This is a genomic window from Pseudomonas sp. 7SR1 (assembly GCF_900156465.1).
GTDB lineage: Bacteria > Pseudomonadota > Gammaproteobacteria > Pseudomonadales > Pseudomonadaceae > Aquipseudomonas.
The window spans coordinates 4,003,129-4,025,979 of the sequence record NZ_LT707064.1 but is presented as its reverse complement, the minus strand read 5'-3'; the positions used below and the strand labels follow the sequence as shown (position 1 = coordinate 4,025,979).

Here is a 22,851-nt window from a genome sequence, read left to right as displayed (position 1 = left end):
TTACGCACACGGACCGTTCAGCGCGATACGGCGTGCGCCTCCAGGACGGGTTGGTGGGCAGGCCCGGGCTTGATCTTGAACCAGAGCGAATACATCGCAGGCAGGAATATCAGGGTCAGCACGGTACCGGCGAAGGTCCCGCCGATCAGCGTGTAGGCCAGCGTTCCCCAGAACACCGAATGGGTCAGCGGAATGAATGCCAGCATCGCCGCCAGCGCGGTGAGGATCACCGGTCGCGCACGTTGCACCGTGGCTTCGACCACCGCGTCGTAAGGCGACAGGCCGGCCTGTTCGTTCACGTGGATCTGGCCGATGAGGATCAGGGTGTTGCGCATCAGGATGCCCGACAGCGCAATCAGGCCCACCAGGGCGTTGATGCCGAACGGCTGCTGGAACAGCAGCAGGATCGGCACCACGCCGATCAACCCCAGGGGCGCGGTGGCGAACACCATCAGCATGGCCGACATCGAGCGTACCTGGACGATGATGGTCAGCAGCATCAGCGCGATCATGATCGGGAACAGGGGCAGCAATGCCTTGTTCGCCTTTCCCGACTCCTCGACAGCCCCGGCCATCTGGATCCGGTAGCCGGGCGGCAGTCGCTCGATGATCGGTTGCAGCTGAGCCATGACCGCATTGGACACATCCGGCGGCTGGAGCCCTTCGGCGACGTCGCCGCGCACGGTGATGGTGGGCGTACGGTCACGGCGGCGCAGGAGCGAATCCTCCATGCGCGTCCCCACCGTGCCGACCTGCAACAGCGAGACTCGCTGGCCCTGGGCACCGGTCAAGGTGAAGGCACCGATCTGCGACGGATCCAGGCGCGTGTCGCCTGCCGAACGCGCGATCACCTGGACCGAACGGATATCCTCGCGAACCTGCGTGACGGGGGCGCCAGTGAGCAGGAACTGAAGTTGCTGGGCAACGTCCGTGGAAGTCAGGCCGAAAGCCTGCAGGCGATCCTGGTCCAGGGTGAGGTGCAACGTCGGGACACGTTCGCCCATGTCCGTATTGACGGTTCTCATCATCGGGCTGGCGGCCATTACTTCGCGCACTTGCGCGGCGATATCGCGCAGCACAGCGCGGTCCGGGCCCATGACCCGGAAGGCCACCGGGAACGGCGAATAAGGACCGAACACCAACTGGGTCACACGAACCCGGGCTTCAGGGGCCAGGCCGTCGGCCGCCGCTTGTCGAAGCCGTAGCTTCAGCGCGTCACGCTCCTCCTGGCTGGCGGTCAGGACAACGATTTTGGCGAACGAAGGATCAGGCAGTTCCGGTGCCATCGCCAGATAGAAACGCGGTGCGCCCTGTCCTATGTAGGCCGTGACGATGCGCGCTTCCGGCTGTTTCGCCAGCCAGGCCTCCACCTTGGCCGTGGCCGCATCGGTCTGCTCGATCGAGGTGCCGTAGGGCATCTGCACCTCCACCAGTACCTCGGGCCGGTCCGAGGTCGGGAAGAACTGCTTCTTCACCACCCCCATGCCCAGCACCGCCACGACGAACAGGCCGACGACGGATAACGCGACCAGGCCCTTGCGGCGAATGACACCACCCAGCAGGCGCCTGAAACGCTGGTAACGAGGCGTACCGTAGATAGCGGCGTGGCCGCCCTCCGGGGCCTTGATCGAAGGCAACAGCCTGACCCCCAGGTACGGCGTGAACACCACCGCGACGACCCACGAGGTGATCAGGGCAATGCCGACGATCCAGAACATGTTGGCGGTGTACTCACCCGCCGTGGACTTGGCAAAACCGTTGGGCATGAAGCCGATCGCCGTGACCAGCGTGCCCGACAACATGGGCGCCGCGGTATGGCTCCAGGCATAGGCGCTGGCCTTGATCCGGTCATAGCCCTCCTCCATTTTCACCACCATCATCTCGATGGCGATGATGGCGTCGTCCACCAGCAGCCCCAACGCCAGGATCAGCGAGCCCAGGGTGATCCGGTCGAAATCCTTGCCCGTCGCAGCCATCACGATGAAGACCGCGGCGAGGGTCAACGGCACCGCCGCCGCGACGACAATGCCCACGCGCCAGCCCATGCTCAGGAAGCACACCAGCAGCACCACGCCCAGGGCGGCGAAGAACTTGACCATGAATTCATTGACGGACGCGCTGATGTTGACCGCCTGATCCGTGACCTTGGTCAGCGTCAGGCCCAAGGGCATCTGCTCATTGATGGCCGTCGCCTCGGCATCGAGCGCCTTCCCCAGGTCGAGGCCGTTCCAGCCGTCGCGCATGACCACGCCCAGCAGCAGGGCCGGCTCGCCGTTATTGCGTACCAGGAAGGTGGCGGGGTCTTCATAACCGCGCCGGACTTCGGCCACATCGGACAGCTTCAGGGTCCTGCCCTGCACCACCAGCGGCGTATCGCGGATCTTCTGCAAGTCATCGAATGCGCCGTCCAGGCGGATGAAGACCTGGGGCCCCTTCGCTTCCACCGAACCGGCCGGCGTCATCAGGTTCTGGGCATTGAGCGCGTTGAAAATGTCCCGGGCAGAGATACCCAGCGTCGCCAGGTGCTCGTACGACAGCTCGACATAGATCCGCTCGGCCTGCTCGCCAATGATATTGACCTTCTTGACACCCGCCACATGCAGCAGGCGCTGGCGCAGGCCTTCGGCCTCCCGCACCAGCCTGCGCTGCGGTTCGCCCTTGGCCTTCAGGGCATAAAGGGCGAAGGTGACGTCGGCATACTCGTCGTTGACCATCGGGCCGATCACACCCGGCGGCAAGCCGTTCTCTTCATCATGAATCTTCTTGCGCGCCTGGTAGAACTCGTCCGCGACAGCCGAAGGCGGTGTGCTATCGAGCAGGTAGACGGTGGTGAAAGCCAGCCCCGGACGGGTGAAGGTTTCGGTGCGGTCGTACCAGCGCAGTTCCTGCATGCGCTTTTCCAGCTTCTCGACGACTTGATCCTGCATCTCCTGGGCCGTCGCACCGGGCCAGGCCGTGATCACGGTCATCTGCTTGATGGTGAATGCCGGGTCTTCCGCACGCCCAAGCTTGAAGAAAGCGTAGAGCCCGCCGATGGAAATCAGCAGGATCAGGAACAGCGTGATCGAGCGCTCCCGCACCGCCAGTGCCGACAGATTGAAGCCACTCATCGAGCCACCTCAGCCACAGGCGTGCGAAGGCTGACGGGCGACTCGGACCTGACCTGCTGCCCCTCGCTCAGAAGATGGGCACCCAGCGCAACGATGCGCTCACCGGCCTGCAGCGCGCCTGTCACCCGAGCGGTCTCGGCATTGTTCAAGGCCTGGATCGTGACGGGTCGCCAGGTCACCTGCCCCGGGTCGCCGGCCACGACCCAGACACCCGGGCCTTTTCCGGCATCATGGAGGGCGGCGATGGGTACTTGCACGTCATTGCCGTTGGCCGCCTGGCCATCGGCGATCGCCACCGTGATGGTCGAACCCAGGGTTGCGTTGGCCAGCGCGCCGTCCAATACGTAGCGCGCCTCGAATGTCCGGGTCTGCCGGTCCGCCGAATCGGACAACTGGCGCAGGTAGGCGCTGGCACCGCTGCGGTGCTGGCCATAACGCTCGACCGTCGCCGGCGAGCCCAGCGCCGGGCGCAGCGTTTCGGGCAACTGGATCACCGCCTCGCGCTGGCCCGAATGGGCGACGCGCACCACCACCTGGCCCGCACTGACGACCTGCCCGGGCTCGGCCAGGGTGTCGACCACCACCCCATCGGCATCGGCCACCAAGGTCGAATAGCTCGTCGCATTGGCTGCCACATCGGCCTCGGCCTGGGCCGCGTTGAGCTGGGCCTTGGCCGAATCGGCGGTCGCCTTGATCGCTGCATAGGCTGAAGCGGACACCGCTCCGATCGACACCAGGTCACGGTAGCGAAGTTCATCGTCAGCGGCCTGGCGGGCCCGTGCCGTGGCTGCCAGCACTGCCTGCTGCTGTGCACGGGCGGCCAGCCTCAAGTCATTGGCATCGATGCGCATCAGCGGCTGCCCGCGCTTGACGCTCTGGCCGGTATCCACCAGCCGCTCCAGCACTTTGCCGGAGACCCGGAAACCGAGGTCACTCTGCACCCGTGCCGCGACGATACCGGTGAATACCCGTTTCGCGGGATCGGCCGGCTGCACCACTTCGACCCGTACGAGAGGTGTTTGCAGGCGCGGATCGGGCGGCGCGGTCTCACTGCAGGCCACCAGGGCACATGACAACAAACCAAGCAGCATGAATGACAGGGAATGGCGCGGGATCATAACGACCTCTCGATAGCGGATGCGTTATGCTCATTCAAGTGACCAATTCTGTCAATGGTCACAAAACATCGACAAGGAAGAGCTTCCTGCCCGTCAGCAAAGGCGAAGGTTCATGAATGGGACTGGAACGGGCGATGGATGCCAGCGCACCCACCGCCGCGCCTTATGGCATCAGGCTGCGCAGGATCAGGTTGGAGATCAGGGTGGGGGCTTGCTCGACGTAGTCGAGGTTGTACTGCAATAACAGCGGGTTGGTGAACGGACGCAGCGACAGATGGATCGCCTCGACGGTTTCGTCCAGGGGGGTCTTGCGCTCGAACTCACCCGATTCCCGCCCTTCGCGCACGATATCCAGCACGAAGCGCCTGATCCGGGCGCTATAGACCTGCGAGCTGGGCCAGCGCTCCATCGCGGAAAACGCCGCGATGTCGTAGAGCTTGCGCTCATTGAAAAACAGGCTCACGCCCGTCTCGACCAGGGCCTTGACCAGGCGCCGCAGACGTTCGGTGCTGGACAGGCCTTCAACCTCGATGGCCTGTTCCACGGCGTCGACGATCTTCCCCAGGCAGTTGGAGCAGATGGCTTCGCCGATCGCCTGCTTGGAGTCGAAGAATTTGTAGATATAGGCCTTGGAAAAGCCGATGGCCTTGGCCAGGTCGGACACCGTGGTCTTGCCGTAGCCATACTGGCTGAAGTGCTCGTTGGCCGCCGCGACGATCTGGTCTCGAATGTCGTGATCGGCAGGGCCGCGAACGCTGGGCGATGGGGGGGATGGCTGGTTCATGGGGGCCAGCTTACTCATCCCGGGCCAGCTTGACAACTTGTGACCAAATCGTAATATCGTCACAAACCCCTCCCCTTTGCGAAGGTATTGCATGCCCCCTACTCCCCGTTTTGCCGTCATGCTGTGCTTCGGTATGGTCGCGGGCTGCGCGGCAGGTCCCGACTACTCCGAGCCCGACCTGCAATTGCCGGCGCATTTTTCCACCCAGGCGCCCGCACCGGGGCCGGATAGCGTTGCAAGAACCGACCTCGCCCGTTGGTGGGGCGCGTTCAACGACCCGCTCCTGAACCAGCTGGTTCGCCAGGCACTCGAGCAGAACCTGGACCTGGCCCAGGCCAGCGCAAGGATCGAACAGGCTCGCGCCGGACTGGGCGCCGCCAACGCAGCGCTGCTGCCGTCGGCCACCGTCGATGCCCAGGCCGCCCGGTCTCGCCAATCTTTGGAGACGCCGCTGGGCCAGGTGTTGAATTCAACCCCCTCCTACAACCGCTATGGCAACGCCTATGAGGCAAACTTGAACGCGGGCTGGGAACTCGACATCTCCGGTGGGCTGCGCCGCGGCAAAGAGGCCGCCCTGGCCGAGTACCAGGCCTCCCAGGCCGCAGCGGTGGCGACCCGCCTGGCGGTCGTGGCGCAAACGGCGGACCTCTATGTCAGCATCCGCGGCCTGCAGACACGCCTGGACATCGCCCGGCAGCAAGTCAAGACCCGGGAACAGCTTCTTTCCACCATCGAGCACTTGTATGCAAAGGGCCTGGCGCCCGAATTGCAGTTGCACCAGACCCAAGGATCGCTGACCCAGGCCCAGGCCAGCGTACCGGTCCTGCAAGCGGGCCTCGATGCAGCCATGAACGCACTGGACGTCCTGCTGGGCAAGCCACCGGGCACCTACCGCGGACAGTTCACCGAACCTGGCGCCATTCCGGGCGTGCCGAACCTGGCGGACATGGGCGCCGTGGCCGATCTCTTGCGGCGACGCCCGGACCTGATCGTCGCCGAGCGTCGCCTTGCGGCAGCCAACGCACGCATCGGGCAAGCCACTTCCGAGTACTACCCGAAACTCTCCCTGGGTGCGTTGCTGGGCACTGCCACGGCGGTGTCCAGTGGCAACCTGTTCAGCAATGACGCCAGCCAGGCTTCGGCGGTGCTGGGATTGCGTTGGAGACTGTTCGACTTCGCCCGCATCGATGCCCAGATCGACTTGGCGAAAGGCCAGGAAGCCGAAGCCCTGGCGGCCTATCGGCAGTCCGTCCTGCGGGCTTGCGAAGATGTCGAAACCTCCCTCTCGGCCTTGATCAATCGACAGCAACAGTCGATTCACCTGGTCCAGGGCGAATCCGCCTATGCCAAGGCTCGCTCGACCTCATTCGCAGCCTATGAGAAAGGCGTGGTCAGCCTGATCGAAGTGCTGGACGCCGACGAGCACCTCCTGGCGGCGGCGGATGGCAGGGCCCAGGCGCAAACCGAATCGGCTCGCGCCGCGATCGCCACCTTCAAGGCACTGGGTGGAGGCTGGCAACACGACGGCGTCGATGCCCGTTTCATTTCGAAAGCCCCCTGAGGGAACGCGGCACGACAACGCCCAGCGGTGCGGGCTGTGGCCTCAAGACCGATCAAGCCTTGACCATCAGTTCTCGCCGCGCCTGCGCGATCCCGTGCAGCAGCTCGATCACCCAGTCGATGAATACCCGTACCCGGGGCGAGAGCTGGCGGTGCGGCGGGTACACCAGCGAAATCGGCCAGGCCGGTACGGCAAAGGCCTGCAGCACCTCCACCAGACGCCCCTCGGCCAGTTGCCGTTGCACGTGGTACCGCGGGGCCTGGATCAGGCCAAAGCCGGCTTCACACGCCGTCACGTAGGCATCGGCATTGTTGACCGTCAGCTCACCCGGCACTTGCCACTCACGCACCTGCCCTGCCATCTCGAATTCGAACGGGAAATACCGTCCATTGCCCGCCCCGAAGCTGACAGCGCGATGTTCCGCCAGATCCTCCAGCCGGCGCGGCGTGCCGGAACGGGCGAGATAGTCCGGGCTGGCGCACGTCAACTGGCTCAAGCGTACGACCGGCCGCGCCACCAGCGCCTGGTCCGTGATATTGCCGGCCCGGATAGCACAATCCACCCCTTCGCGCTGCAGGTGCACCTGGTGGTCATGAAAGCCCAGGTCCAATCGCAACAGCGGGTATCGCTGATAGAAGTCTTGCAGGTGCGGCAGGATCCAGGTGCAGCCAAAGGCAATCGGCATGTCCACTTTCAACGTGCCGCAAGGCTGACTGCGTTGCGCCGACATCGAGCCTTCCAGATCGTCCAGATCGTCCAACAGCTGGCCGCAACGCTGATAGTAGGCCTCGCCGTCGAGTGTCGCCCGCACCTGCCGGGTGGTGCGCTGGAGCAATTGCACCCCCAGGTGCGCTTCCAGTTGCTGGATCAACAGGCTGACCGTGGCCCGTGGCAATCCCAGATCGTCCGCAGCCTTGCCAAAACCGCCCAGCTCGACGATACGTCGGAACACTTGCATTGCCTGTAACCGGTCCATCTTCGCGCCTCATTATTCGTGATTCACGAATAGTTAAACCAAATATCGCCACTTTATCCACTTCACTGTTCGCCGGAAACTGAACGGGTCATCCATGAACCAGGAGTCAATCTTATGAAGACCCGCCAATTAGGCCAGCAAGGCCCCTTCGTTTCCGCCATCGGCCTGGGCTGCATGGGCATGTCGGATTTCTACACCACGGGCGTGGACGAACCAGAGGCCATCGCCACCCTGCATCGTGCGCTGGAACTGGGAGTGACGCTGTTCGACACGGCTGACATGTATGGGCCGTACACCAATGAGGAGTTGCTCGGTCGTGCCCTGCGCGGCAAGCGCGAGGGCATCTGCCTGGCGAGCAAGTTCGGCCTGGTGCGCAGCGACGATCCCCATGCCCGGGGCGTCAATGGTCGCCCCGAATACGTCAGGCAATCGGTCGAAGGCAGCCTCAGGCGCCTCGGCACCGATTATCTCGACCTGTACTACCAGCACCGCATTGACCCGCAGGTCCCGGTCGAGGAGACGGTCGGCGCCATGGCCGAACTGGTCAGGGCCGGCAAGGTGCGCCACATCGGCATTTGCGAAGCCAGCGCCGAAACCATCCGCAGGGCCCATGGGGTGCATCCCCTGGCGGCGGTCCAGAGCGAATACTCGTTATGGTCCCGCGACCCGCAACACAACGACGTGCTGGAGACATGCCGACGCCTGGGCATCGCGTTCGTTGCCTACAGCCCTTTGGGCCGTGGTTTCCTGACAGGGGAATTGAAGAGCCCGGACGACTTCGCCGCCGATGACTATCGCCGCTTCAGCCCACGGTTCCAGGCAGACAATTTCAATCGCAACCTGGCGCTGGTGGATCGGGTCAAGTCCATGGCCGCGAGCAAGGGCATCAGCGCTTCGCAACTGGCCCTGGCCTGGGTACTGGCCCAGGGCGAACATGTGATCCCTATCCCGGGCACCAAGCAACGCAAATACCTGGAAAGCAACGTGGCGGCGGCAGCGGTCGCATTGAGTGCTGCCGAACTGGGCCAGCTCGATGAGATTTTCGGCGCCAAAGGCGTGGTCGCGGGTGAGCGGTACGGTGCCCAGACGATGAGCTTGCTCAATGGTTGAACCGCCTTCGCGGGCAAGCCCGTTCTGTCTGGGGGTGGGCTGTCATTTGGCCGGGATGCTTTGTGAGAGCGGGCAAGCCCGCTCCCTACAGGCGACCGTCGTGCCAGGCTCTGTACGAACGTATTGAGACGAAGGTCAGGCAGTTTTCAACGCTGCCTGAACGAGCATCAAGGCTTTTCGTACAGAGCCTAGCGGCGCTGGGCCTGCTTATGGGCATACATGGCCGCGTCCGCATCGGCCAGCAGGGTGTCGATGGACCCATGGCGCTGCGGCTGATACTCGATCTGGCCCACGCTGAAGCGGATGTCATAGCCGCGCTGCAGCATCGCATTGCGCTCATCCAGGATTTCCTGGAGCCGCGCCATGATCGACGTGATTTCCACATGAGAAGCCCCGGTGAGCAACGCCACGAACTCATCCCCGCCCAAACGGCCGATCACGTCGCTTTCGCGAAAGGCGATGCGCAGCACGTCGGCGAAGGTCTTCAGGGCATGGTCGCCCTCGGCATGGCCGAAACGGTCGTTGACGGCCTTGAACTCGTTGAGATCGAAGAACAGCAATGTCGCCGGGCGCCCCAAGCGATCACACACACTCAAGGCATGCTGGGCCAGGGTCTTGAACCCGCGTCGGTTGGACAGCAAGGTCAGTTCGTCCATGCTCGCCATCTGCACGGCGATCAATTCCTGCTCGGCCATGCGAGCCAGGTCGCGCAGTAATTGGCGCTCCTCGCCATCGAGCTTGCGCGGCCGGGTGTCGATCAGGCACAACGTGCCCAGCTTGCTTCCATCTTCCAGCCCCAACGGTTGCCCGGCATAAAAGCGAATGCCCGGCTCACTTACGACCAGCGGATTGTCGCTGAACCGCTCATCCTGCTCCGCATCGCAGATCTCCAGGATCTGGTCCTGCAGAATCGCGTGCCCGCAGAAAGAAATCTCCCGCGGTGATTGGCTCGCATCCAGCCCGGCGTTGGACTTGAACCACTGGCGATTGGCGTCCACCAGGGACACCAGCGCAATGGGCACGTCGAACAGGCGTCGGGCCAGTCGGGTCAACCGGTCGAACCGCTCCTCGGGCGCGGTGTCGAGCAGCTTGAGCGCTTGCAGATTCTTGAGGCGGGTAGCTTCGTTGTCAGGTTTACCTGGCGCGAGCATTGGAAACTCCATTGGCGGGACTTTTCGCAGTCTGGTCCAGGAGCAGTCTAGTCCAGCCCGTCGCCCCTTCCACTGCCGACCCAGCCGAACGGTAAATCCCGCGGATATCTACGGGCCAAGCCCTGGCCCTGTACGAATAATCTTGATACCAGTGCAGGTTGCATCGAAAACCGCCTCGCAATGCGCATGTACTCCAGTACACTGCGACGCAGGTCCAACACGAGGATGCCAGCCGATGAAGCCCGCCCCCCAAGATGACGCCCCGCGCTTCTGGCGTGACGCGGCGCTGCCTTTCATCGAAGCCCGGGCCATCGCCGACGGACGCAAGGTCTGTTATTCGCGTCATTCCCACGATCATTTCTCCATCGGGGCGATTACCGCCGGGTGCAGCACCTATCTTCACGAACAGTCGGCCTTGCGGGTGGAAAGCGGCACGGTGGTGCTGATGAACCCCGGCGACGTCCATGCCTGCAACCCGATCGACGATCAACCCTGGTCCTATGTGATGCTCTACGTCGATACCCAGTGGCTGAGGGACTTGCAACAGCGTATCGGCTTTGACCAAACCACGGATTTCCAGGGTTTCGCCACCACCCATAGCCGCGATGCCGAGCTGTTCGCCGCTTTGCAGGCGCTGTATGGGCTGCTGGTGGATGAACGGATCGACATCCGGCACAAACAGGCCGCCGCCGAGGCGTTCTTCACCGACCTGCAACAGCGCCTCAACCCGGCGGGTCGTCCGGACCGGGGCAGCCATCCGGGCCTGATGCGGGCGGCGCAATTCATCCACGATCACTGCACCGAAGCCCTGAGACTGGAAGACATCTGCAGCGCCGCGCAGCTTTCGCCGTCCTACCTGAGCCGGGCCTTCAAGCGCCATTACGGGATGACGCCCCATGCATTCCTGGTCAATCGCCGGATCCAGTTCGCCCGCCGCCAACTGCGCGAAGGCCGGCTGATCGCCGATGTGGCGCTGGACAGCGGGTTCGCCGACCAGGCGCATTTCCAGCGAGCCTTCAAGCAGCACCTGGCGGCGACACCCGGCCAGTATCGCGGCTGACGGCCAGGCCGGTTCAAGGCAGCAGCAGGTACACCGCGCTGGCCACCAGCAGCGCCGCCATCGACCGATTGAACAGACGCATGGCGGCCGGGTTGCCCAGCCAGGCCCGCAGGAAACTGCCGGCATAGGCCCAGCAACCCACCGAAACGTAGCAGATCACCAGGTAGATGGCTGCGAACTGCCACACCAGCCGCGCTTCGCCATCGGCCACGAAGGCACCCATGCCCGCCACGCAGGCCAGCCAGGCCTTGGGATTGAGCCATTGCATCAACGCGCCATGGAACATCGAGGGCGCACGCCCCTCCTGCGCTGCGCCGAGCTCTCCATCATCCATCGCCAGCTTCCAGGCCATGAACAACAGAAATCCCACGCCCCCCAGCTGAACCACCCGCGTAAGGCCGGGCCAGCGCTGCAACACTTCGTGCAATCCCAGGCCCATCAGCACCAGCAGCAACACGAACCCCAGGGTGGCACCGGCCACATGGCGCAAGGTGGCCCGGAACCCATAACGGGCCCCGGAACTGAGGGCCACGATATTGACCGGCCCCGGCGTAATGGAAGCCACCAGGGCAAAAGCCGCCATGGAAATAATCAGATTCATCGCATACCTTCTTCATGTCTGTGGGGTGGCGACCAGGGTAAATGCCGTGCTGGGCGGGGTATTGAACAAAACTGCCCAAGTGCGACGCGGCCAGCCGCCAGCCTTGGAACAGGCCCATCACTGTTGATTTTTTACGCAAACTTTACGCCGAACCTCTACGGAGAAATCGATACTCGGCGGCTCACTCAACCGGGCGCGCGCCATGTCTTTTGCGGTACTGCGGTTCATTGGTTTCATCCTCGGCATTTTCCTGATCACCCTGGCCGCCAGCATGGCGATCCCGCTCCTGACGCTGATGTGGTATGAGCGAAACGATGACCTGTCGGCCTTCCTGTGGTCGAGCCTGATCACCTTTGTCTGCGGCATCGCCCTGGTGGCCCGTGGCCGCCCGGCCCATACGCAGATACGCCCCAGAGACATGTACCTGCTCACCACCGCCAGTTGGGTCGTTGTCTGCGCGTTCGCCGCCCTGCCCATGGTGCTCATCCAGCACATCAGCTACACCGACGCCTTTTTCGAGACGATGTCGGGCATCACGACCACTGGCTCGACCATCCTGACCGGCCTCGACAATGCGTCCCCGGGCCTGCTGGTCTGGCGTTCGATGCTGCACTGGCTCGGCGGAATCGGCTTTATCGGCATGGCCGTGGCGATCCTGCCGTTGCTGCGGGTCGGCGGCATGCGTCTGTTCCAGACCGAGTCGTCGGACTGGTCGGAAAAAGTCACGCCGCGCTCCCACGTCGCGGCGAACTACATCCTGTGGATCTACACCGGATTGACTGCCCTGGCGGCCCTGGCCTTGTGGGGAGCCGGCATGACGCCCTTCGAAGCGATCAATCATGCGATGTCGCTGATTTCCACGGGCGGGTTTTCCACCTCGGATTCTTCCCTGGCTCATTGGCCTCAACCGGCCGTCCACTGGGTCTCGGTCGTCGTGATGATGGCCGGCTCCTTGCCCTTTACCCTTTATGTGGCCACGTTGCGTGGCCACAGGCGTGCATTGCTCAAGGACCAGCAAGTCAGGGGATTCGTCGGTTTCCTGGTCATTACCTGGCTGCTGGTCGGCACCTGGCTGAGCCTGAACAGCGATCACTCGTGGTGGGATGCGGTGCGTATCGTGGCGGTCAATGTGACTTCGGTGGTCACCACCACAGGCGTTGCGCTGGGCGACTACACCCTCTGGGGCAGTTTTGCCCTGTTGCTGTTCTTCTACCTGACCTTCGTCGGCGGTTGTTCGGGCTCAACGGCCGGCGGGTTGAAGATCTTTCGCTTCCAGGTGGCCGAGGCCTTGCTGATAGGCAGCCTGAAACAGCTGATCCATCCACGGGCGGTGATTCAGAAAAAGTACAACGACCATCCCATCGACGAAGAGATCGTCCGCTCGCTGCTGACCTTCTCGTTTTTCTTCACCATCACCATCGGTGGCATCGCCCTGGGCCTGGCGCTGATCGGCCTGGACTGGACAACGGCCTTGACCGGCGCAGCCACTGCCGTGTGCAACGTGGGACCGGGACTGGGGCCGATCATCGGGCCGGCGGGCAATTTCTCGACGTTGCCGGACGCGGCCAAATGGCTCTTGACCCTGGGCATGCTGCTGGGCCGACTGGAGATCCTGACCGTCCTGGTACTGTTCACGCCCGTGTTCTGGAAGTACTGAACGCTTCGTTTGCTGCTGGGTAACCGACCAATAAAAAGCCGCGACACCTCGATAGAGGCGCCGCGGCTTTTCATTGGCGATCAGCGATCGTTCTTGATCGAAGAGCTGGTCGCGTTGGTCAGGCCTTTGGTGTTGTGGGTGCCAGGGGTGGTGGCGGAGATTGCCGAGGCCTTGGTCAGGCCACGGGTGTCACGATCCTGCGCGACGCTCGAGGTCACCGAAGCGTGTGTCTTGCCGGCACGGTCGGTGCGGGTGGTACCGGTGTGAATGCCGCTCAGGCCATGGTCACGGGTACGGGTGGCCTTGCCGGCATGGTCGCTGCTCAAGCCGAAACCATGGCCGCTGGAGTCGCCGGACTTGCCATTGCCCTTGCCGCCGGCATGACCGCCGCCATTGCCGGCCCCATTGCCTCCTCCGTTGCCGCCGCCATTACCTCCCCCGTTACCGCCGCCACCGCCACCACCATTGCCGCCACCTGCGGCATAACTGGCGCCAATGGGCGACAGATCCGCTGGCAGCAAGGCCGAAGCACCCAGCATCAGGGTGCAGACCGCAACGGCGATAAGGGATTTATTATGTTTGGACATGATGTCTCCGAAAGACAAAATCAACGGTTGAGCCTTTAAGACTCAAAGGTTCATTTTTTGTTCGCGCAAATCCGACCGGCGACCGGAAATTCACTGTCGATTTTTCGGTGGAGCCGACCCGGGCGCGGATCTATGCTCAGCCCCATGAACCGACAAGACTCGCTGCTCCCACCCCACGCCGAGATGGTCCGCGCCATGCTCGAACGAGACACCGCCTACGAGGGGGTGTTCTTCACGGCCGTCAAGACCACCGGCATTTTCTGTCGCCCCGCTTGCACGGCGCGCAAGCCTAAGCCGGAGAACGTGGAATTCTTCGCCCATGCCGACGAAGCCATGTCCGCCGGCTACCGCGCCTGCCTGCGCTGCAAGCCGCTGGACGCCGCCGCCATCGCACCGGACTGGATCCAGGGCCTGCTCAAGGCCGTGGACGCCGAACCCGACCTGCGCTGGACCGACGCCCTGCTGTTGGAGCGTGGCATCGAGCCGCTGAAGCTCCGGCGCTGGTTCAAGCAGCATTTCGGCATGACCTTCCACGGCTACCTGCGCACCCGACGCCTGGGCATGGCGCTGGGAGGCATAAAGGAGGGAGCCTCCATCGACAATGCCGCGTTCGATTCAGGCTACGAGTCCCTGAGCGGATTTCGCGATGCCTTCGTCAAGTCTTTCCACATCACACCAGGTCGCGCCGCCCTCAGCGAACCGCTGCTGTTCACCCGCCTGACCACGCCATTGGGTCCCATGCTGGCCATGGCCGAACGACGCGGCCTGGTGCTGCTGGAATTTCTCGACCGCCCGGCCCTGACCCGGGAAATCGAAGAGCTGCAACAGCGCTACGGCTATACCGTCGCGCCGGGGCACAACCCGCACCTGCGGCAGATCGAAACCGAACTGGCCGACTATTTCGCCGGCAAGCTCACCACCTTCACTGTCACACTGCACATGCCCGGCAGTGCTTTCGCTGTACGGGTCTGGGCCGCGTTGCAAGACATCCCCTATGGCGAAACCCGCAGCTATGGCACCATCGCCGCCCGGCTCGGCAGCCCTGGCGCCAGCCGCGCCGTGGGCCTGGCGAACGGACAGAATCGCCTGGCCATCGTCATTCCCTGCCATCGGGTGATCGGTGCGGACGGCTCGCTGACCGGCTATGGTGGCGGGCAGCCACGCAAGGCCTTTCTGCTGCGGCTGGAACAAGCCGCGGTACAGGTCTCGTTGCCCCTGGCCTTCTGATCAGCCCGAACAGTGAACAGCCGATGCCCGTGCCCTACCACGAAGCCAGCGCCTTTCTGGCAAACCTCGACGAAGACTGGCGACAGCACGTCGAAACGGTGGGCCCCTGCCTGCTGCAACCCAAGCCGGCTCGCGATCCTTACGAGGCGCTGATGCGAGCCATCGCCTACCAGCAGCTGCACGCCAAGGCCGGCGATGCCATTCTCGGCCGGTTGCTGGCCCTGTTTCCGACGCAGGCCTTCCCTCGTCCCGAACAGATCCTGGCCACCGACTTCGAACGGCTGCGGGCCTGCGGTTTTTCCGCCGGCAAGATCGCCACCCTCCAGGGCATCGCCCAAGCGGCGCTGGACGGCGTGGTACCGGATTACCCGACGGCATTGGCCATGGACGATGAAAACCTGATCGAGCGCCTGGTCACGCTGCGCGGCGTCGGCCGCTGGACCGTGGAGATGCTGCTGATCTACAGCCTGGAGCGGCCGGACATCCTGCCAGCCGACGACTTTGGCGTTCGCGAGGGGTATCGGCGGATGAAAGGACTGGAGCGACAACCCGGTCGTCGGCAGATGATCGACATCGGCCTGGCCTGGAGCCCGTATCGGACCGTGGCGGCATGGTACTTGTGGCGAGTGCCCGGCCGCGGGAGCGCCTGATGCTTTTTTCCCACCCCGTTTGCTCACGCCCGGGACTGCCGGCCACTGCAAAGGGAGGCCTGCTGGCGAAAGCGTTCGAACGTCCAGCCTCGATCGGCTGTCAAAAACCCCGACGTCTCAAGCCAGCCGACGGAGGTCCCCATGCAGCTCGAAGGTTCCTGCCACTGCGGCGCGGTGTCATTCAGCCTGACCTGCGCCCACCCCTACCCTTACCAGCGCTGCTACTGCTCGATCTGCCGCAAGACCCAGGGCGGCGGTGGCTTTGCCATCAACCTGGGCGGCGACGCGCAAAGTCTCAAGGTGCGTGGCCGCCAGCACATCACGATCTACCATGCACGACTCAAGGAAGAAGGCGACAAGCGCGCCCACCGCAGCAGTGCCGAACGGCATTTCTGCTCCCTGTGCGGCTCGGGGCTGTGGTTGTTCAGCCCCGAATGGCCGGAACTGATCCATCCCTTCGCCTCGGCCATCGACACCCCGCTGCCGGTCCCGCCGGAGCACACTCATCTGATGCTGGGGTCCAGGGCGCCTTGGGTGGAAGTCGAAGCGCATCCGGGCGACCAGCGGTTCGATGTCTACCCCGAGGAATCGATTGCCCAGTGGCATGAACGCCTGGGCCTGACCGATGGCTGATGGTGTGCAGGGGCTGCGTCTATAGCGTCGGCACACCACTGTGGAAGCGCAATTCCACGTCCGGCGATTCGATCAGTTCCCGCTCCGCCTCACGCACCCTGTCGATCACCCGGGCAACGTCATCGGCATCACCGTACTGGTAGGCCAGCTTCAGGTAGCCCTGGAAATGCCGGGCCTCGCTTTTCAGCAGGCCGAAATAGAACTTGCCCAGTTCCTCGTCCAGATGCGGAACCAGGGCCTCGAAACGCTCGCAGCTGCGGGCTTCGATGAAGGCACCGACCACCAGGGTGTCCACCAGCTTGACCGGCTCGTGGCTGCGCACCACCTTGCGCAGCCCCGAGGCATAGCGCCCGGCGGAGAGCTGGCGCAGGCCGACCTTGCGCTTCTTCATCAGGCGCATGACCTGCTCGTGGTGCACCAACTCTTCCCGGGCCAGGCGCGACATCATGTTGATCAGGTCGACATGGGAATGGTACTTGGCGATCAGGCTCAGGGCGGTACTGGCGGCCTTGAACTCACAATTCTTGTGATCGATCAGCAAGGTTTCCTGATCCGCCAGCGCGGCCTGGACCCAGGCATCGGGCGTGCGGCAGCCGAGGAATTCATGAATGTCGGGAAGGGTCATGGGGCTCACGGAAAAAAGGTAGACCAGCAAAGGGCGCCGATTATACCGGCCTGCTCCCAGACCACCAGCCATTGCCGTTGATATGCATCAAGTCCACGACTGACCGGCAACAACTATAGTTGAGCAACACCCTGCCTTTTCATTGCTGGAGACGCCGATCATGCAAGCCATTCGCAGCATTCTGGTGGTCATCGACCCCGAACACTCGGAAAGCCTGGCGCTCAAGCGCGCCAAGCTGATCGCCGGAGTGACCCAGGCCCACCTGCATCTGCTGGTCTGCGATAAAAAGCATGACCACGGCGGCATGCTCAGCGTGCTCAAGGCCGGCCTGGCAGCCGATGGCTACAGCGTCACCACGGAACAGGCCTGGAACGAGAGCCTTCACGAGACCATCATCGATGTGCAACAGGCCGAAGGTTGCGGCCTGGTCATCAAGCAGCACTTTGCCGACAGCCCGCTGAAAAAAGCCCTGCTCACCCCGGCGGACTGGAAACTGCTGCGCCACTGCCCGACCCCGGTGCTGCTGGTGAAAACCGCAGGTTCCTGGAAGGACAGAGTGATCCTGGCCGCCGTCGACGTGGGCAATGCCGACGAGGAACATCGGCACCTGCACAACACCATCATCGATCATGGCTATGACATTGCACTCCTGGCCAAGGCGCACCTTCACGTGATCAGCGCCCATCCCACCCCGATGCTGTCGTCCGCCGACCCGACGTTCCAGCTCAAGGAAACCATCGAAGCCCGTTATCGCGAACAATGCCGGGCATTCCAGGCCGAATTCGATATCGACGATCAGCACCTGCACATCGAAGAGGGCCCGGCGGACGTCCTGATCCCTTACATGGCACGCCGGCTCGAAGCGGCCGTGACGGTGATCGGCACCGTGGCGCGCTCGGGATTGTCAGGGGTCCTGATCGGCAACACCGCCGAAGCGGTGCTCGACACGCTGGAAAGCGATGTGCTGGTGCTCAAGCCCCAGGAGGTGGAGGATCACCTGGTGGAGCTGGCGGTCAAGGAATGATCCTGGACATTCGAGAATCGCCATGGCGACCGAACTGATGGGCGTATGTGGGGGGGCCTATCGGGGGGATGCCGCCAGTCGCTCACTTGCCTGCGACTGGCGGCCCAGGGTCTATGGGTTGTTGCGGTAGCAGATTGTCCACCAGCGGGATGTGCCTGGACTCTCTATGGATGCGTGAGGTCCATTTGTGACACTACTGAGATCCCGCCACATGGTAGTACCACCCGGGTCGTCTGCTAGCCAAATAGAACCTGGAGTATTTGACCAACCATACGCTGTCAAATTGCCCCACTCACTCCAAAGCCGCCCCACTTTTCTCGTAAGGTGGAAGGTGTAATCTGGGATCCTGGCCGCTCGATAACCCTTGGCGGTATTGGCCTGCACGAACTGATAATGCTCGGCCACAGTGCGTATTGCCAGCGTCTCCATCAGGAACCATTTACTGGGGGCGTTGAGGGTATAGGCAATGGAGCGCCCGCCAGCATCGCGGGCAGTAAGGGTGACGCTGCCTGTCCAGGCGCGGGCAAAGGTGACTTTCCCTGAACCGTCAACGGTTACCTCCGCCTTGGAGGAGGAATACACCACGGGCGCGACGGCGCGGCTGACGGTCCGCCCGAAAAACACCCCGTCAAAAGCGGTCACCGGCTGGAAGGACTCCGTATTCCAGCCATTGATGGTGAAACTGTTCCAGGCAAGGCCCAGCACGCTCAATGGAAACCTCAGGGACTCGCCGTAAGGCAGTCCGCCGCGGGTGACTTCGTAGAACACCTGGACCGTGCGCGCGCTGTTGGGGAACAAGGTGGCCTGGGAGATGGCGTATTCAAGCGGGGCGGGCGGTGTCGCGACGCTCTTGGTCTGCGTGGCGCTGCCATCGGCGGTCCCTTCGAACACCATTTTCACCTGGTCGCCAGGCTGCATGCCGTCATACTCTATGCGAACGGTAATGCCGCCGGGCAACAGGCTCGGGTCCACCTGAGCGTTCGCGTCGGCCTCGACCACCACGGGCCGCCGCAGATCCGACCGTGACCCGACCTCCAGCGTGCGCACCGCCGACTCAGGATTTTCGCCATACAGCCCACGCGCCTTGAAGCTGTGCCATCCCCTCCTGAGCCCGGTCACCGTCAGGCTCCAGTCACCCGCGTCACTGACGTTGGCGGTTCCCTTGAGCTCTTCGCCGTCGAAGACCTGGATCTGACGGTTGGCTTGTACGTGCGATGAATCGGTTTTCTCGAACATGGTGGCGCAACTCCTGTCGGGGAAGATGTTGGAGTCTATTGAGCGGTGCAAACGAGAGGCTGGCTACTGTCAGAACCAACAGGTGGACGGCTCTATCCGATAAACGGAGCCGACGCCGCAGGAGCATGAGAAGAAGCGACGCGGCTCCTCCCCTGCTGGACGGCCTCAGCCACCCAGCGACCGCCGAAGCGGTGCTCGACACGCTGGAAAGCGATGCGCCGGTGCTCAAGCTCCAGGAGGGGGGATCAACCGCCCATCGCATCCTTGAGGAAACCCGGCGCGATGTAGCGCTGGTAGTGGGCTTCGGACAGCAGGAAGAATTCCCGATCGATGGCATCGCGCAAGTCGGGCAGTTCCCAGTCGCGAAACTCCGGCAACAGCACCATGCCGTAGGCTTCCAGGTTGTTGATCACCCGCGCGCCCCGGGCGATCAGTTGATAAGCCCAGCAGTACTCCGACTGCTGCGGCACGAAGCGGATCTGCCGTGTCACCAGTTGCTGGCGCAGCAGCTCCGGCTCGAAGACCTCCAGCTTGGCCACCATCACTTGCACCAGCAGCTTTTCCAACCGCAGCCACACCGCCCGTTTCTCATCCTCGTTATAGCCGTTCCAGTGGATCACTTCATGGTGGAACCGCTTGCAGCCACGGCACACCAGGTCACCGTAGACAGTGGAGCAGAGGCCGACGCAGGGGGTCTTGATGAGCTGGTTGGGCATAGGACACGCACACGCAAAAGCAGGACAGGCCGGCATGTTAGCCCTTTGTCTAAGATTGATCACCCCTTCAAACTTGCTGGCCCAACTTACCTTTAATCTTTTTTTCCCGTAGAATCAGCCAGCCTTTTAAGGCGCCAAATGTCCGTTAGAAGCTGTTTTCAAAGCGTCACGAGCACAGTCGTTCCTTCAGAACGGTGTTGGCGAAGGGTCTTTCCAGCGGGGAAAGCCCGACGCCAACCCTCATCAGCTCCCCGTTCTGCAGGCGTAAAACTTTGAAAGCAGCTTCTGTGAGGAACCCCGGCAACGCTGGCATGGTGGCTCAAAAAGCCTCCGACGCGCATGCGTACCGCGGGCTCCTGGATGAGCGTCCCGGACACCCATTTGGGACCACTGATGAGGGTAATACTGTGCTTGAAGCCTACCGCAAACATATCGAAGAGCGCGCAGCACTGGGTATCGTTCCCCAGCCGCTTAACGCCGAACAAACCGCAGGCCTGGTCGAGCTGCTGAAGAATCCCCCGGCTGGCGAAGAAGCTTTCCTCGTTGACCTGATCACCAATCGCGTTCCACCAGGAGTCGACGAAGCCGCCTACGTCAAGGCCGGCTTCCTGTCCGCCCTGGCCAAGGGCCAGGCCCAATCCCCCCTGCTGGACAAGAAGCGTGCCGTCGAACTGCTCGGCACCATGCAGGGTGGCTACAACATCGTGACCCTGGTAGAGCTGCTGGACGACGCCGAACTGGCCCCGGTAGCCGCCGAAGAGCTCAAGCACACCCTGCTGATGTTCGACGCCTTCCACGACGTGGCTGAAAAAGCCCGCAATGGCAACGTCCACGCCAAGGCCGTCCTGCAATCCTGGGCCGACGGCGAGTGGTTCAAGAAGCGTCCCGTACTGGCCGACAAGATCAGCCTGCGGGTCTTCAAGGTCACCGGCGAGACCAACACCGACGACCTGTCCCCTGCCCCTGATGCCTGGTCCCGCCCGGACATCCCGCTGCACGCCCTGGCCATGCTGAAAATGGCCCGCGACGGCATCGTGCCCGACGAGCAAGGCAAGACCGGCCCGATGAAGCAGATCGAGGAAATGCGCAACGGCGGCTTCCCGATCGCCTACGTTGGCGACGTGGTCGGTACCGGTTCGTCGCGTAAGTCGGCGACCAACTCGGTCCTGTGGTTCTTCGGCGACGACATCCCGTACGTGCCGAACAAGCGTGCCGGCGGTTTCTGCTTCGGCAGCAAGATCGCCCCGATCTTCTACAACACCATGGAAGACGCCGGCGCCCTGCCGATCGAATTCGACGTGTCCAACATGAACATGGGCGACGTGATCGACCTGTACCCTCATGCTGGCAAGGTCTGCAAGCACGGCACCGATGAAGTCCTGACCACCTTCGAAATGAAGACTCCGGTCCTGCTGGACGAAGTCCGCGCCGGTGGCCGCATCCCCCTGATCATCGGCCGCGGCCTGACCGAGAAGGCCCGCGCCGAACTCGGCCTGCCACCTTCGGACCTGTTCAAGAAGCCTGAAGCACCGGCCGAAAGCAGCAAGGGCTACACCCTGGCGCAGAAAATGGTCGGCAAGGCCTGCGGCGTGAAGGGCGTTCGCCCTGGCACCTACTGCGAGCCGAAGATGACCACCGTCGGTTCCCAGGACACCACTGGCCCGATGACCCGTGACGAGCTCAAAGACCTGGCTTGCCTGGGCTTCTCCGCCGACCTGGTCATGCAGTCGTTCTGCCACACCGCGGCCTATCCAAAGCCGATCGACGTCACCACCCACCACACCCTGCCTGACTTCATCATGACCCGTGGCGGCGTGTCCCTGCGTCCAGGCGACGGCATCATCCACAGCTGGCTGAACCGCATGCTGCTGCCGGACACCGTCGGCACCGGTGGCGACTCCCACACCCGCTTCCCGATCGGCATCTCCTTCCCGGCCGGTTCCGGCCTGGTAGCCTTCGCTGCCGCCACCGGCGTCATGCCGCTGGACATGCCGGAGTCGATCCTGGTTCGCTTCAAGGGCAAGCTGCAGCCAGGCGTCACCCTGCGTGACCTGGTTCATGCCATCCCTTACTACGCGATCCAGAAAGGCCTGCTGACCGTCGAGAAGAAAGGCAAGAAGAACGCCTTCTCCGGCCGTATCCTGGAGATCGAAGGCCTGGAAACCCTGACCGTCGAGCAAGCCTTCGAACTGTCCGACGCTTCGGCAGAACGTTCGGCAGCCGGTTGCACCATCAAGCTGTCCAAGGAATCCATCGCCGAATACCTGAAGTCGAACATCACCCTGCTGCGCTGGATGATCGGCGAAGGCTACGGCGATGCCCGCACCCTGGAGCGTCGTGCCCAGGCGATGGAAGCCTGGCTGGCCAACCCGGAACTGCTGGAAGCCGACAAGGACGCCGAGTACGCCGAAGTCATCGAGATCGACCTGGCCGAGATCAAGGAGCCTGTGCTCTGCGCGCCGAACGACCCGGACGACGCCCGCCTGCTCTCCAGCGTCGCTGGCGAGAAGATCGACGAAGTCTTCATCGGTTCGTGCATGACCAACATCGGCCACTTCCGCGCGGCCGGCAAGCTGCTGGATCAGGTCAAGGGCCAGCTGCCGACCCGTCTGTGGCTGTCGCCGCCGACCAAGATGGACGCTCACCAGCTCACCGAGGAAGGCTACTACGGCATCTACGGCAAGGCCGGTGCACGCATGGAAATGCCAGGCTGCTCGCTGTGCATGGGTAACCAGGCACGCGTCGAGCCGAACTCCACCGTGGTATCCACCTCGACCCGTAACTTCCCGAACCGTCTGGGTGACGGCGCGAATGTCTACCTGGCTTCGGCCGAGCTGGCATCCGTGGCATCCATCCTGGGTCGGCTGCCGACCGTCGAGGAGTACATGGAATACGCCGGCAAGATCGACAGCATGGCGGCGGACGTATACCGCTACCTGAGCTTCGACCAGATCGCCGAGTTCCGTGAAGCGGCTGCAAACGCCAACATCCCGGTCGTTCAAGCCTAAGGCTTCAACGCTCGACT

Annotated in this window: 19 protein-coding genes; 9 read left to right on the top strand and 10 right to left on the bottom strand. The window is 63.2% G+C overall.

Annotated elements, in window-relative coordinates:
- Nucleotides 1–17: 17 nt before the first annotated feature.
- The 3 genes from BW992_RS18500 to BW992_RS18490 all read right to left on the bottom strand — a co-directional run bounded on the left by BW992_RS18500 (nucleotide 18) and on the right by BW992_RS18490 (nucleotide 5,012).
- Nucleotides 18–3,110 (bottom strand): efflux RND transporter permease subunit, encoded by a 3,093-nt coding sequence (locus BW992_RS18500; RefSeq protein WP_072458995.1) that lies wholly within the window; start codon nucleotides 3,108–3,110, stop codon nucleotides 18–20.
- Nucleotides 3,107–4,228 (bottom strand): efflux RND transporter periplasmic adaptor subunit, encoded by a 1,122-nt coding sequence (locus BW992_RS18495; RefSeq protein ID WP_072396436.1) that lies wholly within the window; start codon nucleotides 4,226–4,228, stop codon nucleotides 3,107–3,109. The genes BW992_RS18500 and BW992_RS18495 overlap by 4 nt, the downstream gene beginning before the upstream one ends.
- A 163-nt stretch (nucleotides 4,229–4,391) precedes the next feature.
- Nucleotides 4,392–5,012, bottom strand: coding sequence for a TetR/AcrR family transcriptional regulator (locus BW992_RS18490; protein WP_072396434.1), 621 nt, complete (start codon nucleotides 5,010–5,012; stop codon nucleotides 4,392–4,394).
- 91 nt (nucleotides 5,013–5,103) lie between these two features.
- Between BW992_RS18490 and BW992_RS18485 the strand changes: the two genes are divergently transcribed.
- Nucleotides 5,104–6,573, top strand: a complete 1,470-nt coding sequence (locus tag BW992_RS18485) for an efflux transporter outer membrane subunit (RefSeq protein WP_072431485.1) — start codon at nucleotides 5,104–5,106, stop codon at nucleotides 6,571–6,573.
- Nucleotides 6,574–6,625: 52 nt separating this feature from the next.
- Here BW992_RS18485 and BW992_RS18480 read toward each other — a convergent pair whose 3' ends face one another.
- Nucleotides 6,626–7,549: a LysR family transcriptional regulator gene (locus BW992_RS18480; protein WP_076406883.1), complete on the bottom strand. Its 924-nt coding sequence runs from the start codon at nucleotides 7,547–7,549 to the stop codon at nucleotides 6,626–6,628.
- A 114-nt stretch (nucleotides 7,550–7,663) separates the two neighbouring features.
- Here BW992_RS18480 and BW992_RS18475 point away from each other — a divergent pair, with 114 nt between their 5' ends.
- Complete coding sequence (locus tag BW992_RS18475; protein ID WP_076406882.1) at nucleotides 7,664–8,659, top strand: aldo/keto reductase; 996 nt, start codon at nucleotides 7,664–7,666, stop codon at nucleotides 8,657–8,659.
- A gap of 188 nt (nucleotides 8,660–8,847) precedes the next feature.
- On the opposite strand, the gene BW992_RS18470 is transcribed toward BW992_RS18475, so the two are convergent.
- Complete coding sequence (locus BW992_RS18470; RefSeq protein WP_072396408.1) at nucleotides 8,848–9,810, bottom strand: sensor domain-containing diguanylate cyclase; 963 nt, start codon at nucleotides 9,808–9,810, stop codon at nucleotides 8,848–8,850.
- A 235-nt stretch (nucleotides 9,811–10,045) separates the two neighbouring features.
- Between BW992_RS18470 and BW992_RS18465 the strand changes: the two genes are divergently transcribed.
- Nucleotides 10,046–10,870, top strand: coding sequence for a helix-turn-helix transcriptional regulator (locus BW992_RS18465; RefSeq protein ID WP_072396406.1), 825 nt, complete (start codon nucleotides 10,046–10,048; stop codon nucleotides 10,868–10,870).
- 13 nt (nucleotides 10,871–10,883) lie between these two features.
- On the opposite strand, the gene BW992_RS18460 is transcribed toward BW992_RS18465, so the two are convergent.
- Nucleotides 10,884–11,471 carry a LysE family translocator gene (locus tag BW992_RS18460; RefSeq protein WP_072396404.1) on the bottom strand — a complete coding sequence of 196 codons (588 nt, stop codon included), beginning with the start codon at nucleotides 11,469–11,471 and terminating at the stop codon, nucleotides 10,884–10,886.
- Nucleotides 11,472–11,673: 202 nt separating this feature from the next.
- On the opposite strand from BW992_RS18460, the gene BW992_RS18455 reads away from it, so the two are divergent.
- Nucleotides 11,674–13,128, top strand: coding sequence for a TrkH family potassium uptake protein (locus BW992_RS18455; protein WP_072396401.1), 1,455 nt, complete (start codon nucleotides 11,674–11,676; stop codon nucleotides 13,126–13,128).
- 80 nt (nucleotides 13,129–13,208) lie between these two features.
- Here the strand turns inward: BW992_RS18455 and BW992_RS27125 are convergent, their stop codons facing one another.
- Nucleotides 13,209–13,715: a hypothetical protein gene (locus tag BW992_RS27125; protein WP_177344740.1), complete on the bottom strand. Its 507-nt coding sequence runs from the start codon at nucleotides 13,713–13,715 to the stop codon at nucleotides 13,209–13,211.
- Between the two features lie 144 nt (nucleotides 13,716–13,859).
- On the opposite strand from BW992_RS27125, the gene BW992_RS18445 reads away from it, so the two are divergent.
- From BW992_RS18445 to BW992_RS18435, 3 genes are all read left to right on the top strand, one after another.
- Entirely contained in the window at nucleotides 13,860–14,942 is a 1,083-nt protein-coding gene (locus tag BW992_RS18445; RefSeq protein ID WP_072396397.1) for a bifunctional transcriptional activator/DNA repair enzyme AdaA, read from the top strand.
- A 23-nt stretch (nucleotides 14,943–14,965) separates the two neighbouring features.
- Nucleotides 14,966–15,592, top strand: coding sequence for a DNA-3-methyladenine glycosylase family protein (locus BW992_RS18440; protein ID WP_072396395.1), 627 nt, complete (start codon nucleotides 14,966–14,968; stop codon nucleotides 15,590–15,592).
- 141 nt (nucleotides 15,593–15,733) lie between these two features.
- On the top strand, nucleotides 15,734–16,225 hold the full coding sequence (locus tag BW992_RS18435) for a GFA family protein (RefSeq protein ID WP_072396393.1): 492 nt from the start codon (nucleotides 15,734–15,736) through the stop codon (nucleotides 16,223–16,225).
- Nucleotides 16,226–16,244: 19 nt separating this feature from the next.
- On the opposite strand, the gene BW992_RS18430 is transcribed toward BW992_RS18435, so the two are convergent.
- Nucleotides 16,245–16,850 (bottom strand): tRNA-(ms[2]io[6]A)-hydroxylase, encoded by a 606-nt coding sequence (locus BW992_RS18430; RefSeq protein WP_072396382.1) that lies wholly within the window; start codon nucleotides 16,848–16,850, stop codon nucleotides 16,245–16,247.
- 160 nt (nucleotides 16,851–17,010) lie between these two features.
- Between BW992_RS18430 and BW992_RS18425 the strand changes: the two genes are divergently transcribed.
- Complete coding sequence (locus BW992_RS18425; RefSeq protein ID WP_072396371.1) at nucleotides 17,011–17,874, top strand: universal stress protein; 864 nt, start codon at nucleotides 17,011–17,013, stop codon at nucleotides 17,872–17,874.
- 111 nt (nucleotides 17,875–17,985) lie between these two features.
- Here the strand turns inward: BW992_RS18425 and BW992_RS18420 are convergent, their stop codons facing one another.
- Together BW992_RS18420 and BW992_RS18415 are read right to left on the bottom strand one after the other, a co-directional pair.
- A complete protein-coding gene (locus tag BW992_RS18420) occupies nucleotides 17,986–19,110 on the bottom strand; it encodes a hypothetical protein (RefSeq protein WP_076406881.1) in 1,125 nt (374 codons plus the stop codon).
- A gap of 245 nt (nucleotides 19,111–19,355) precedes the next feature.
- The gene (locus BW992_RS18415; RefSeq protein WP_076406880.1) at nucleotides 19,356–19,826 is read right to left on the bottom strand and encodes a DUF1289 domain-containing protein; all 471 of its coding nucleotides are present in this window, start codon (nucleotides 19,824–19,826) and stop codon (nucleotides 19,356–19,358) included.
- Between the two features lie 407 nt (nucleotides 19,827–20,233).
- Between BW992_RS18415 and acnB the strand changes: the two genes are divergently transcribed.
- Entirely contained in the window at nucleotides 20,234–22,834 is a 2,601-nt protein-coding gene (gene acnB / locus BW992_RS18410) for a bifunctional aconitate hydratase 2/2-methylisocitrate dehydratase (RefSeq protein ID WP_076406879.1), read from the top strand.
- Nucleotides 22,835–22,851 lie beyond the last annotated feature (17 nt).

Bases quoted from the DNA above. Each gene is read 5' to 3' on its own strand.
- BW992_RS18415 (WP_076406880.1), bottom strand. From the start codon at position 19,826: ATGCCCAACCAGCTCATCAAGACCCCCTGCGTCGGCCTCTGCTCCACT.
- BW992_RS18420 (WP_076406881.1), bottom strand. From the start codon at position 19,110: ATGTTCGAGAAAACCGATTCATCGCACGTACAAGCCAACCGTCAGATC.
- BW992_RS18475 (WP_076406882.1), top strand. From the start codon at position 7,664: ATGAAGACCCGCCAATTAGGCCAGCAAGGCCCCTTCGTTTCCGCCATC.
- BW992_RS18480 (WP_076406883.1), bottom strand. From the start codon at position 7,549: ATGGACCGGTTACAGGCAATGCAAGTGTTCCGACGTATCGTCGAGCTG.
- BW992_RS18440 (WP_072396395.1), top strand. From the start codon at position 14,966: ATGCCCGTGCCCTACCACGAAGCCAGCGCCTTTCTGGCAAACCTCGAC.
- BW992_RS18495 (WP_072396436.1), bottom strand. From the start codon at position 4,228: ATGATCCCGCGCCATTCCCTGTCATTCATGCTGCTTGGTTTGTTGTCA.
- BW992_RS18425 (WP_072396371.1), top strand. From the start codon at position 17,011: ATGCAAGCCATTCGCAGCATTCTGGTGGTCATCGACCCCGAACACTCG.
- BW992_RS18465 (WP_072396406.1), top strand. From the start codon at position 10,046: ATGAAGCCCGCCCCCCAAGATGACGCCCCGCGCTTCTGGCGTGACGCG.
- BW992_RS27125 (WP_177344740.1), bottom strand. From the start codon at position 13,715: ATGTCCAAACATAATAAATCCCTTATCGCCGTTGCGGTCTGCACCCTG.
- BW992_RS18460 (WP_072396404.1), bottom strand. From the start codon at position 11,471: ATGAATCTGATTATTTCCATGGCGGCTTTTGCCCTGGTGGCTTCCATT.
- BW992_RS18445 (WP_072396397.1), top strand. From the start codon at position 13,860: ATGAACCGACAAGACTCGCTGCTCCCACCCCACGCCGAGATGGTCCGC.
- BW992_RS18470 (WP_072396408.1), bottom strand. From the start codon at position 9,810: ATGCTCGCGCCAGGTAAACCTGACAACGAAGCTACCCGCCTCAAGAAT.
- BW992_RS18435 (WP_072396393.1), top strand. From the start codon at position 15,734: ATGCAGCTCGAAGGTTCCTGCCACTGCGGCGCGGTGTCATTCAGCCTG.
- BW992_RS18455 (WP_072396401.1), top strand. From the start codon at position 11,674: ATGTCTTTTGCGGTACTGCGGTTCATTGGTTTCATCCTCGGCATTTTC.
- BW992_RS18500 (WP_072458995.1), bottom strand. From the start codon at position 3,110: ATGAGTGGCTTCAATCTGTCGGCACTGGCGGTGCGGGAGCGCTCGATC.
- BW992_RS18430 (WP_072396382.1), bottom strand. From the start codon at position 16,850: ATGACCCTTCCCGACATTCATGAATTCCTCGGCTGCCGCACGCCCGAT.
- BW992_RS18485 (WP_072431485.1), top strand. From the start codon at position 5,104: ATGCCCCCTACTCCCCGTTTTGCCGTCATGCTGTGCTTCGGTATGGTC.
- BW992_RS18490 (WP_072396434.1), bottom strand. From the start codon at position 5,012: ATGAACCAGCCATCCCCCCCATCGCCCAGCGTTCGCGGCCCTGCCGAT.